At 31.8% G+C, this 12,895-nt stretch carries 10 protein-coding genes; 6 read left to right on the top strand and 4 right to left on the bottom strand.

Annotated elements, in window-relative coordinates:
- The first annotated feature begins 20 nt into the window (after nt 1-20).
- The 3 genes from L1S46_RS01505 to L1S46_RS01515 all read left to right on the top strand — a co-directional run bounded on the left by L1S46_RS01505 (nt 21) and on the right by L1S46_RS01515 (nt 3,010).
- Nucleotides 21-1,214 (top strand): multidrug efflux MFS transporter, encoded by a 1,194-nt coding sequence (locus L1S46_RS01505; RefSeq protein ID WP_238898957.1) that lies wholly within the window; start codon nt 21-23, stop codon nt 1,212-1,214.
- A gap of 40 nt (nt 1,215-1,254) precedes the next feature.
- Nucleotides 1,255-1,851 carry an isochorismatase family protein gene (locus L1S46_RS01510; RefSeq protein WP_077831678.1) on the top strand — a complete coding sequence of 199 codons (597 nt, stop codon included), beginning with the start codon at nt 1,255-1,257 and terminating at the stop codon, nt 1,849-1,851.
- 496 nt (nt 1,852-2,347) lie between these two features.
- A complete protein-coding gene (locus L1S46_RS01515; protein ID WP_238898959.1) occupies nt 2,348-3,010 on the top strand; it encodes a CAP domain-containing protein in 663 nt (220 codons plus the stop codon).
- Between the two features lie 542 nt (nt 3,011-3,552).
- Here L1S46_RS01515 and L1S46_RS01520 read toward each other — a convergent pair.
- Both L1S46_RS01520 and L1S46_RS01525 read right to left on the bottom strand, forming a co-directional pair.
- Nucleotides 3,553-5,004, bottom strand: a complete 1,452-nt coding sequence (locus tag L1S46_RS01520) for an MFS transporter (RefSeq protein WP_238898961.1) — start codon at nt 5,002-5,004, stop codon at nt 3,553-3,555.
- A 74-nt stretch (nt 5,005-5,078) separates the two neighbouring features.
- Complete coding sequence (locus L1S46_RS01525; protein ID WP_236897707.1) at nt 5,079-6,380, bottom strand: glycoside hydrolase family 28 protein; 1,302 nt, start codon at nt 6,378-6,380, stop codon at nt 5,079-5,081.
- 102 nt (nt 6,381-6,482) lie between these two features.
- On the opposite strand from L1S46_RS01525, the gene L1S46_RS01530 reads away from it, so the two are divergent.
- The 3 genes from L1S46_RS01530 (at nt 6,483) to L1S46_RS01540 (ending at nt 9,672) form a co-directional block, all read left to right on the top strand.
- The gene (locus L1S46_RS01530) at nt 6,483-7,466 is read left to right on the top strand and encodes a helix-turn-helix transcriptional regulator (protein ID WP_171788198.1); all 984 of its coding nucleotides are present in this window, start codon (nt 6,483-6,485) and stop codon (nt 7,464-7,466) included.
- Between the two features lie 166 nt (nt 7,467-7,632).
- Nucleotides 7,633-8,604 carry an AraC family transcriptional regulator gene (locus L1S46_RS01535; RefSeq protein ID WP_238860231.1) on the top strand — a complete coding sequence of 324 codons (972 nt, stop codon included), beginning with the start codon at nt 7,633-7,635 and terminating at the stop codon, nt 8,602-8,604.
- Nucleotides 8,605-8,790: 186 nt separating this feature from the next.
- Complete coding sequence (locus L1S46_RS01540; RefSeq protein ID WP_171788200.1) at nt 8,791-9,672, top strand: SDR family oxidoreductase; 882 nt, start codon at nt 8,791-8,793, stop codon at nt 9,670-9,672.
- Between the two features lie 324 nt (nt 9,673-9,996).
- Here the strand turns inward: L1S46_RS01540 and L1S46_RS01545 are convergent, their stop codons facing one another.
- Together L1S46_RS01545 and L1S46_RS01550 are read right to left on the bottom strand one after the other, a co-directional pair.
- Entirely contained in the window at nt 9,997-10,761 is a 765-nt protein-coding gene (locus tag L1S46_RS01545; protein WP_017210100.1) for a class III extradiol ring-cleavage dioxygenase, read from the bottom strand.
- 125 nt (nt 10,762-10,886) lie between these two features.
- Complete coding sequence (locus L1S46_RS01550) at nt 10,887-12,881, bottom strand: methyl-accepting chemotaxis protein (protein ID WP_236897709.1); 1,995 nt, start codon at nt 12,879-12,881, stop codon at nt 10,887-10,889.
- Nucleotides 12,882-12,895 lie beyond the last annotated feature (14 nt).

Consider the following 12,895-nt stretch of genomic DNA (forward strand, 5'->3'; position numbering starts at 1 on the left):
AAATAGAAAGGAGTATGCTTATGGAAATATGGAGAAAAAATTTAATAGTGTGTTGGTTTGGGATATTTGTTGCCGCCATAGGGATGAGTCAAATCGCTCCAGTATTGCCAATCTACATACAGCATCTTGGAGTTCAAGATACAGCATCAATTACAAAAATTTCAGGAATTGTATTTGGAATTACTTATGTAATTTCAGCTATTTTTTCACCAATTTGGGGTAGTGCCGCTGATAAATATGGACGAAAGCCAATGATTCTTAGAGCAAGCCTTGGTATGGCCATAACTATAGGGTGTATGGGATTTGCACCAAATGTATATGTTCTAATAGGGTTAAGATTACTTCAAGGGGTAATCACAGGGTATAGCACAGCATGCACAGCACTTATTGCAACTCAGACAGATAAAGAAAATGCAGGATATGCTTTAGGTACACTTTCAACAGCAAATATTGCAGGTTCGTTAATTGGTCCAACAATTGGTGGTTTCATAGATGAGGTCTTTGGTTTACAAAGCGTATTTTTCATAACAGCAGCATTACTTTTAATCTCATTTATTACAACTGTTTTATTTGTAAAAGAATCTTTTACTCGTGAAGATAAAGAGGTTCTAAGCATTAAGGATGTATGGAAGGTAATTCCGGAAAAAAACCTTACTATTACAATGTTTGTAACTTTCTTTGTATTAGCTGTTGCATTATATTCAGTTGAACCTATTGTAACAGTATATGTTAAGCAGTTATCCAATAATAGTAGTCATATTGTGCTTTTAGCTGGACTAACATTTTCAGCTTCAGGCCTTGCAAATATAATTGCTGCACCAAGACTAGGTAAACTTTCAGATAAAGTAGGGGCTCATAAAATAATACTAGCATGTACTATAGGTGCAGGAATAATTTTTATACCACAAGCTTTTGTAAAAGACACTTGGCAGTTAATGGGCCTTAGATTTTTATTAGGAATAGCATCTGCTGGACTTAATCCATCTGTAAATATCGTACTAAAGAAAATAACTCCAGCGTCTCTTACAGGCAGAGTATTTGGTTTTAACATGTCGGCAGGATATTTAGGGGCATTTGGAGGTGCAGTTCTAGGCGGACAAGTAGCAGGAAATTTGGGAATGAAATACGTATTTTTCATTACAAGTGCATTATTACTAATAAATGCAGTTTGGGTATATTTCAAAGTTTATAAAAAACTTAGTTTAAATCAATAATCATAACATAAATAAAATGAATGAAAAGGAGAAAAGAAAGATGGAAGATTTAAAATTAAACGAAAAGGAACTTATTAATGCTAAAACTAGCGCTCTTGTGCTTATAGATTTACAAAAAGGAATTGCAGCTGGAGGGATTTCAGGTTCACCTAATCCAGTTGATCAGGTAATTCAAAACGCTAGTAAACTAGTTAAGGAGTTTAGTGAGAAAGGGGCATTTATAGTTTTAGTAAGAGTTTCAACTATAGATGGAAAAGATATGGTTAAGCCAAAAACAGATTTGGCTTCTAGTGGAATGAAATATCCAGAAGGCTGGGATGAGCTTATACCTGAAATATCAGGAGCTAAGAATGCTCATATTGTTACAAAGAGGCAATGGGGAGCATTTTATGGTACAGATTTAGATTTACAGTTAAGACGTAGAGGAATTGATACAATTGTGTTAGGAGGAATTTCAACTAACATTGGAGTTGATACTACAGCAAGAGAAGCTTTCCAACATGGCTATAATCAAATTTTCGTAGAAGATGCAATGACAGCAATAAGTAAAGAAGAACATGAATATGTTTGTAAATATATATTCCCTAGAATAGGCAAGATTAGAACAAGTGAACAAGTGGTTTCTTTATTAAAATAGATATTAGAAGATAGATTTAGAAGAAGATATAGAATATATAGCTCATCATATCTTCTTCTTTTTTTATTATTAAAAAAATATAGGGGAGTATCATTGGCGCTTTGAGATATTAAATAATATTAGGCACATTCAAAAAATAACAAGTCTATTTGCCAGCCTATTTTTCATCATGCTTCGTCTGCAAATTGCGCTAATAGGCTCGCTATGAGGGCAATTGTCATCCTTGCCTGATGAAAAATAATCATAGCAACTTTGGATTTTTTATTTATTTTCATATGCCTTATGGTGCATAAAGACGTATACAAGAACATAGTAAAGCAAGTTAAAGACAATATCATTTAAATCAATAAATCGAGAAGAATTCATGTTGAATATTGTCGAAAAGATGATAAGATAGAGACATGTCCTTACTCGAAAGCAACAAAAACTTAAAAAACACTTTTTGTTTAAATAAAAATCATAAGGACAAATAAAACATATAAAAGGAGAAAAACTAATGAGAAAGAATGGTTTAAGAAGAATAGTAACTACAGTTATTGCAGCTACAACAATAGGGAGTTTCTCATCATTAGGAGTATCTGCAGCTACAATAAATTCAAGTGTTAACGATTGTAATAATGTAAATATAAATAATTTATTAAATACTAATTCATTTATGAATACTTCTAATGGAAATAACGTTGGTAATACAGATGCAGTTTCAAAAAGCAGCACAAATGCAGCATCAGTAAATGTACAGGGGTTACCTAATCTGCCGACAAATTATTCAATCAGCATGCAAAATTCTGCTGAGGATAAAATTCTTCAATTAATGAATGAAAAAAGAAAAGAAGCGGGTCTTCAGCCATTAACTATAGATAATACATTAGTGCAAGTTGCACGATATAAGAGTGACGACATGATTCAAAATAATTTCTTTGATCACACAAATCCAGACGGAACAAAGTGGACAAACTGGTTGCACACAATAGGCTATACTTATACTACAGCGGGAGAGAATATTGCATATAACACTTCTGACCCAGTTGAATTATTTAATCAATGGTGGAACTCACCAGGTCATAGAGCAAATATGATGAATGAAAAATATACTAAGGTTGGTATAGGTGTAATCTACGGAAACAGCAAATACATGGGAACACAAGAATTCTCAAACTAATTATTTATTAATAAAAATTAAAGAGTAATAGCCTTAATTTGAGGCTATTCAAATTAAATATAAATTTAAACCACTACATTTTGTAGTGGTTTAAATTATTTTACATGTTTCAATCATTAAACTAACGACATAATTTTATAAATGCAAAATTTGAGTCGCAACATTAATTTTTATTCAACATTCCTACATAGCCATTCTTAAAATAAGATCTAAACAAATAAGACATTTTTTCTGAATCAGGAGTACAGTTTGACTTTAACCACCAATCAATAGTACCGATTAAAGCATTAGCGGTAAATAAGAATGCCATTTCCTGTATCTCAGGTTTAATGAGTTATCTTTAAGCGCATTTAAAGATGGGGAAAATTTAGTTGGATAAATGCATCATGAATTAATGTTAGATAAACTGAATTGATCCTTGGAAATTGAATAATGTGTCTGCTAATAGTCTTGTATCATTTTTAACTATAAAACTATTAAAGGCTGAAGATAAGCAATTTCTTCAGCCATAAAAAAATATTTATAACGTTTTCTTTGAAAGTTTAATTAGAGACATTCCATATCTTTTCGTACTTATATCCAGTTAAATCTTCAACAACACGCTTTGTTTCAATAGCAACGTCATTCTTTGAACCACCTGATTGAAGACGGTCCATTTCATCTTTGATAATTTTATGTGTATGTGGATTAAGATTAAAGGTGCGTATTAAATACATTGAATAAATAAAGCAAATAAGAGGAATGATGGCAAATGAAATCATAATTCCAATTTTAGCAGGATCAGTTTGTGTACTTAGATGTTTGTCAAAGCCACTGAAATCTAAAATCCATCCTATCATTGCTGAACCTATAGCACCTGTTATTTTACGTGTAAAAGTTTGAACAGCTGCAAAAGTTCCTGCTCTTAACTTAGTAGATACAATTGTATCTACATCCGGTACTAAAGGTATAACATTCCAAACGGTGTATTCTGCAGTTTGACGGCCAACCTGCCAAAGTGCTGATAATATAAAAATTAAGACAAACATGATCTTAGCATCTAAGTGTATTCCTGAAAAATATAATATAAGATATATCAAAAGAACAAAAATCTGTATTGAAAATGCTGAAGTCCAAAGGAATCTAGGTCCTTTTTTATACATAAAAACGGTTGCAATAGGTACAACAATCATCCCTAGTATAGACAGACTTGAAGCAGCTTGGGCATCTGATTGGCTGATTCCAATAAGAAACATTGTATAGAAGAAGAAAGCTGTATTAAAGCAGTCTTTTCCAAAATAAGATATAAAGTAAATAATACAAGTTCGTCTGCAAGCCTTTGTTTTTAATACTTGACGATAATCATTTATTACTTCAAAAAAGCCTTTTTTCTCTTTTTTCCTATTTACTGACTCAAAATTTTCAACGTGTTCAGGAGAGAATTCCCATGTTGAAAAATATGTTATTAAAGTTCCAATAGAAAGGGCTATTCCAAATATAATACCAGAAATAGTATAAGCACTTCCATTATTATCCCCTAAAACTTTTAAAAGAATAGCAGGAAGACCTGTTACGGCAAAGGTTCCAAAGGCTGAAACAAACATTCTTACAGAAGAAAGTTTAACACGCTCTTCAGCTTTTGCAGTCATTTCAGTTGCGAGGGTTTCATAAGCTATGTTATCAAAATCTTGAGCGATTTCAAGAAATAAGAGAACTAGAAAATACCAAACATAAGATCCAGGATGAATTGTAAATAAAAGTGGGAAACATATAGCGGTTAAAATTGCGCCAAATAAGAATAAAGTATGTCGACGGCCAAGCTTTCGTCCAATGGCAGTTGAAAATAAATGGTCGCTTATTCCACCAAGGACACCGCATATTACCATATCAAGAAGTTTTAATATAAGTAGCATTGTTCCAACTACACCTGCATTTAAATTTGCATAAGTTGTTAAAAATATCATTAAGTATGATCCAACTAAAGTTCCCCATGCAGATCCATTTAAATCGTTCATTCCATAACCTAGGCTTCTAAAAAAGGTGATTTTTTTAGGAGTATAAACCCACGGTTGTTTTTTTGATTCCATAATTATATTTCCTCCCCGTTAATTAATAAGTTTTTTACATTTATTGTTTTAATCCCTCGATTTTCATCATGAAATAAACCTTTTGTAGGCTCACTATTCCAAGTTTCAAGCAGATTTTCATTAGATGCAAGGTTCCAGTTAAAATTATCAATTTCAACATGCTCAATAGGGCTTTCTGGAAGACCTACTATAAAAGCTGCTGTTGATCTGATATTTACCGCATCTATATTTTTTATTTTAATGTTTTTAATATGAGGTGTAGTAGATACTACAGGCTGATTATTAACACTTAAAATATATTCTTCCTCATGTGAAAGAACTCCGGGTGCAAAATACATTCCTAAAACAATAGGGCACCAGCATCCGTCCATTTTAAGATTTTCAAGATTTATATTTTCAATAGTGCCTCCACGTCCACGTCTGCTTTTTAGGCGAATTCCACGTTGGGTTCCAATGAATTCACAATTTTTCACATCAACATCTTTAATGCCTCCTGCAGTTTCACTTCCAATAGCAATTCCTCCATGGCTGGCTAAGATCTTGCAATTACGCACTTTGACTTTTTCAGTTGGAATATTTACTCTCAATCCATCTATGCCACTACCTGATTTTAAAGTAACTGCATCATCACCTACATCAAAGAGACAATCTTCAATAATAACATTTTTACATGAATCAATATCAATTGCGTCTGTGTTAATAGCATCAGCAGGATTTTTTATGATCATGTTCTGTATAATTATATTTTCACTGTAGACAGTATGTAAAGTCCAGAACGGTGAATTCTTAAGAGTAAATTTCTGAGCTTTAATATTTTTACATTTCCAAAACTGAATGAGAGGTGGACGGAGAAACTGTGTAGAAGGTCTTGCACCGCCGCCTGTACGATTTTTATAATCAGGATTAAGCTTTGCTAAGCGTAATTCATAGTTTTCTCTAGGTTCAAGCCTGTCCTCTTTTTCGATATTGGAGAATTTCTCCCACCAGGATTTACCGTTCCCATCGATTGTACCTGAACCTGTGATTATAATATTCTCACATTCAGCTGCATATAGAAGGGGATGCATTGCATAACATTCAACTCCTTCCCAGCGTGTCCAAATAGGTTCGTAAATGTTTGGGTCATCAATAAATTTTAGAACAGCACCTTCCTCTAAGTTTAATGTTAAGTCAGAAATTAAGTTTATAGGTCCAGTTTCTGTTACACCTTTAGGAATTATAAGTTCCTTTTTCCCATCCTTTTTACTTAGGAAATCGATAGCTGACTGAATGCTTTCGAAATCACTTGCAATAACTTTTATCATAATAATTATTCCTCCTTTTGGTTAAATTCTATAAAAATACGATAGCGTTTTCAATGACGTTATGTTACAATGATGGTAACAAAATTACAGGTGGTTTTATTTATGCAGAAAAATGTTGAAGAACTGTTGTATAATATGAGTTTAGACGAACTTGACAATATTAAAAACTTTAGAAAAGTAACAAAAGTTAAGAAAGAGACTTATACAAATATCGAACGTAAAATGATTATAAAGGATGAGTACTTTTTAAAAAATCGTAAAGTATATATAAGCAAACACTCACGCTTTGCGGATTTCCCTGAGCACAGTCATAATTTTTTAGAGCTAAATTATATGCTGTCAGGGTCAGTTAAGCAGATTATTAATGGCAATGAAGAAATATTACATACAGGGGATATTCTTTTAATGTCTAAAAATGCTGTTCATTTTGTAAGTGCCCCAGGAGCGTCAGATCTTCTTATAAATTTGATGTTTCCAGTTGAAAACATTGATTTTGAAAGTTTAGAGAGCATTATGCATAAAAACAATTACGTTTTTAACTTTTTACTTGAGAATATGACAAATAAAAAAGATTCTGCTTATATCATTTTTAGAAGCTCAAAACATGATGCCATAAAGCATTTGTTAGATCAGATTATTGATAAATATTACTCAAATAGCCACTTTGCTAATGAGATTATAAGATTAGATATTTCGATTTTATTTATGGAACTTATTGAAAACGTTCCTTTTGAAATCCATAAGAATACATATCAGCAGAAGGAGAATAATCTTATATTTAAAATTCTTAGGATGATACATGAAGAATTTAGAACAATTACGCTAAGTAAGCTTGCAAAAGAGTTTAACTATAACGAAAATTACCTTAGCAATTTGATAAAAAATAAAACAGGTAAATCCTTTAAAGAAATTCAGACCAAAGAACGCTTAGAAAGGGCAAAACTGCTTATTGAAAGTACAGATTTAACTATTGATGAAATTATTTATGAAGTAGGGTGGTTAAATAAAAGTCATTTTTATAAGAAATATAAAGAATTTTATGGAGAGCCTTTGAAAAAGTCAAGAAATAAAGAGTTAACAATGTAAAAATGAAAGAATTTAAGCAAAAGATATTATTATTTGTGAGAGTTTTTGTAAAAGTAAGCTCTCATTTTTTATGAAATATAATCTTGTATCTGTTACTATAATAAATATTACTTATATTTAAATAAATTTAGATAGATGATTGGTATTTAGGAAGGGCGATTTAGTAATGTTAGATAAATATTCTGAAGAACAATTGATAATTAAAGAGCAAGCATTAAATAAAACAGAAATAAATAGGTTGATTCAATTAATATACAACCATTCTCCAAAGAATGGTACTTTTAGTCACAGTATTCCTGGCTTGCATACCAGGCGCTACTCGAAAATAAGCAAAGATTGGGAAAAATCATTTTACGCTCCTTCTGTGATAATTGTTGCACAGGGAGTAAAGGCTGTTAGGATAGGAAAGGAAACTTTTCAGATAGACAAAGGATGTATGCTCATGCTTCCAGTTGGGGTACCTGTTGCGCTAAAGACTATACAAGCAAGTTATGAAAAGCCTTTTCTAGGAATTGGATTAACTCTCGAACCGGAAAAAATAGCAGAATTTGTTCAAAAAGTTTATCCAAATGGTTTGCCATCTGTTAAGACGAGGAATGTTGGATATACAACAGATGCAGATGAAGGTATCATAAATTCAGTTACTAGACTTTTTGAATGTTTGGAAAATTCTAGTGATACAGAATTACTTGCGCCAATTATTAAGGATGAAATCTTGGTGCGTCTTTTACGCAGCTCAATTGGCATTCAAATTGCTGAAATAGGCTTTGCAGATTCTAAGGTTCGGCATATTGCGAAAGCTATTCAATGGCTGTTAAGTAACTTCTCAATGCCAATGAAGGTTTCGGATTTAGCAATGATTTCAAATATGAGCGTTTCTGTTTTTCACAAGCATTTTAAAGAGGCAACATCTATGAGTCCATTGCAATATCAAAAGATACTGCGCTTACAGGAAGCTAGACATCTTATGTTATCTAGGAAAATGGATGCAGCGACTGCATGTCAGTTGGTAGGGTATGCAAGTGCATCACAATTCAGTCGGGATTATAGCAGTTATTTTGGAAATCCGCCAAGAAAAGATATTGATATATTATATAATCAGCTTAAAAAATCTGATGAATCAAAAGATACTGAATAGGAGAAGTATATTTACGGCAAGAGAATCAGGCAATAAGTTGAGAGGAAGTGGCAACAATTTTTTGAGTACTTATTCTATAATAAATCCAGAGTAGTTCATCTGACTAAGTTAAATACTACTTATTTTAATGAATTTTATATAAGGATGATGTGACTCTAAATTAATAGGATTTAGGAGGAATTTATAATGCGTGTTTTTGTTACAGGAGCAACAGGGTTCATTGGTTCTGCTGTTGTTAAGGAATTGATTGGTGCGGGACATCAGGTTGTTGGACTTGCACGTTCTGATAAGGCAGCTGAAGCACTTTTAGCTGCAGGTGCTGAGGTACATCGTGGTTCACTTGAGGATCTTGATAGTTTGCGAAGTGGAGCATCTGCTGCTGATGGTGTTATTCACTTAGGATTTAGCAATGATTTTTCAAACTTGGCTGATGCAGGAAAAAAAGATTGTCTTGCCATAAAAACACTATGTGAAGCTTTAAAAGGATCAAATAAACCTTTAGTTACTACTTCAGTTATTACGCTTCTTAAGTCAGGGCGTATTGGAACAGAAAAAGATGAAGCTGATCCAAATTCTGTAGGAGCACCACGTATTGCTTCGGAGGAAGTTGCACTTTCATTTGCTGATCAAGGTGTACGTGTTTCAGTTGTGAGGCTTGCGCCATGTGTGCATGACGAAAATCGTCAAGGTTTTGCTACAGCTTTGGCATATATTGCTCGTGAAAAAGGAATTTCAGCTTATGTTGGCGATGGACTTAACCGCTGGCCAGCTATACATAGGTTAGATGTGGCAAGGTTATTTAGAATGGCATTGGAATCTGCCTCTGCTGGTTCATGCTTGCACGGTGTTGGTGAAGAAAGCATACCTTTTAGAGATATTGCTGAAGCAATTGGAAGCCGCCTGAACTTACCAGTAAAAAGTATTTCTAAAGAAGATATAGATAAGCATTTCGGATGGCTTGCACAGTTCGCAATAACTGATAATCCAACGTCAAATGTGCTTACACAAAAGTGGTTAGGGTGGAAGGCTGAAGGATCAACATTGATTGCGGACTTAGAAAAGAAATAAATCTAATATACTCTTTTTAATAAAATTTGGTAAACTAGGCGTTTAAAAATGAATATTAGGCGAATAGTTATATCCAGTTAAATCTTCAACAACATGCTTTGTTTCAATAATAACATCATTCTTTTAAGAATTAGATTGAAGACGATCCATTTCAGTTTTGATAACCTTATGTATATGTGGATTAAGATTAAATGTACGTATTAAATATAAATATATTGAATAAACAAAACAGATAAGAGGAATTATGACAAATGAAATCATAATTCCTCTTATCAAAAGAACTAGAATCTAAACTGAAAAGTCTGAGGTTCAAGGCAAATCTGTCTAAAATTCATAGCAAAGATAGCTTAAGTTTCCTAATTGATAATCTCTAAATATAACTCTAGGGGTTAATTCTGAACTGCTGCCTAAAGCTATAAATAGTGGGACAAGATGATCTGCAGTTGGAACTGCTAAGTTAGCATGAGGAGCATATTTTTTATAGTTATTAAGGGCATTCATGTCCTTGTTTCCTATCTTGTCAATTAACCAATCATCAAATTCTTTAGACCAAGAATCAATTGCCTTACTATCAAAATTAACCAATCTTAGATTATGAACTGTATTTCCACTTCCAAGAATCAAAATATCTTCAGCACCAAGTTCTTTTAGTGCATTGCCTATTTTAATCTGCTTATCAATAGATAGAGTATAATTTATAGAAACTTGAACAACTGGTATATTAGCTTTTGGATAAAGATGCTTTAAAAGAGTCCATGCCCCGTGATCCAAGCCTCTTGTTAGATCTGTTTTTACATCAATACCTGAATCTATTAATTTATTTTTAATTTTTGTTGCAATAGTGCTAGAACCTCGTGCAGGGTATTTAATTTTATAGAGTTCTTCTGGAAATCCATAAAAATCATATACAGTATCATATATATGATCAGAAGCAGAAATAGTAAGTGTTTCAGTTGTCCAATGGGCTGTGAACACAACTATAGCTTTAGGATTAATAGATCTTCCAAGGTCATTTAAAAATTTAGTATACACGCTTTGCTCAATTGCCATCATAGGTGAACCATGAGCTAAAAATAAAGGTTTAATCATATAATAAACACCTCCAAATATTTTTGTTAAAGGTTATTGTAGCAAATTAGTCATAACAAATTTAATTCTATTATCCTTAAAATGTATAGGTTTCAAGGATTATCTTACATTAAGAATTAATGTAACTAAACTATAAATTTATTTTGCTCAGCTATTAATTTTTTTGTCATATTATTTAAGGTAGCAGAAGCTTTTGCAACTTCATTAGATAGCTTGTACATTTCGTCAGTAGAAGCAGATATTTCTTCAGATGAAGCAGATATTTCTTCGGCTATAGCAGATGTACTTTCAATCTTATCAAGAATATCATCCTTTTCTTTATTTATTTCTATAGTTGCTACATTTACAGTTTGAACTTTTGGAATTACAGTTTTAATAACATCAATTATATTTTCAAATGAGTTTATAGTTTCATTTATAATGCTAACTTGATTGTTAAGATCTGTGGTCATGCTATTTGTATCATCTTTTATTACAGTAGTATCATTAGATATATCAGATACTAATTTACTAATATTTTGAGATGAAGACTTTGTTTGCTCTGCCAAGACCTTCACTTCATTTGCTACCACTCCAAAACCCTTTCCGGCTTCACCAGCATTTGCAGCTTCTATAGATGCATTTAATGCTAACAAGTTAGTTTGATCAGCTATTGAATTAATAATTTGTACTATGTTATTTATTTCTTTTATATTGCTGCTAAAAGTAATAATTTTATTAGATAAATTTTTAAAGGATAAACTTATACTGCTTACTGTATCCATTAATAACTTCATGCTTGAGCTGCTATTATTTGCAAGCTCATTCATTATTATTGTATTTTTATCTATATCTTTAGTGTTAATTACAATATCTTCAAGTTTACTACTGAAGATATTTAAAGTTGTAGTGATTTCCATTAGGTTATTCGCTTGAGAATTAATTCCACTTGCTACCTCTTGCATTGAATTGGCCACATTATTAGAAGATAAGACCATGTTTTGAGATATAGTTGATAAATTGCTTGAGTTTTCATCTATTATTAGAGAACTATCCTTAGATATTTTAATCATCTCTCCAATTGAATTTTGCATAGTATTCATAGAATTAGCTATATCACCAATTTCATCTTTAACGTGTAAATATTTTTCGTTTGTTTTATTAGTAAAATTTCCAGTAGCCAATATATTTAAGGAATTAGAAGCATATCTGATTCTTTTAGATAGTCTATTGGAAATAATATAAATTACAAGGATTCCAATAATCAAAAATAATATAGATGTAAGGGTTATTGAGAATTTTAAAGAGTCTAGTTCTGATAAAAGTTCAGATTTCTCTAAAATAACAACTACAGACCATTTTTCTTTTTCGATTGGAGCAAAACCTCCATAAGATTCTTTTCCACCAAAAGTATATAAACTCAAACCAGTTTCGCCAGCTATCATTCTCTTTTGCATATCAGCGATACCTTTTAGGCTAGGATCTTTTTCTGCTTCTTTTATAGAATTATATTGATTTAATGGCATACTTGAATCCTTATAAGCAATGCTATTGCTTTGACTGTTAATCATATAGGCACTTCCAGTTTCACCAAAAGAGATCTTCTTAATCATTTCACTAAGTTCCATTCCATCTCTAACTGATACTAACACGCCTATAATAGAGTCATCATTTTTTATTGGTACTGAATATACCATTGTCATTGCAGTTTTGTCTTCATTAACTTCAGGATCATTAATAAAATTTTCTCCAGACATTGATTTTTTAAAATAAGTAGTATCTTTTATATTAGTTTGTTCACCAGTAGTATATATAATGTTTCCATTCATATCAGCGTATCCCATTTTAATACTGCCATTTCTTTTTGCTTCAGCTTTTAAAATAGTCATTAATTTATCTGGAGTATCATTGCTTAATGAAGCAGTCTTAGCAGTAACTTCCAGTGAATTTAATTGATTATCTAAATTAGCTTGAACAGTATTAGAAGCCTGGATAGCTATTTCTGGTAATGTCTTTTTAATATTTGATATTAAAGCGTTAGATGCATTAATATAAGAAATAATTCCAAATCCAGTGCTTACAACTAAGAGTAATATACTTATCAGAATAATTAATTTTGATTTTATAGTTTTTAAAAACATAATTTAATCATCTC

The organism is Clostridium sp. YIM B02500 (assembly GCF_022324665.1).
In the GTDB taxonomy this organism is placed as follows: Bacteria; Bacillota; Clostridia; order Clostridiales; family Clostridiaceae; genus Clostridium; species Clostridium beijerinckii.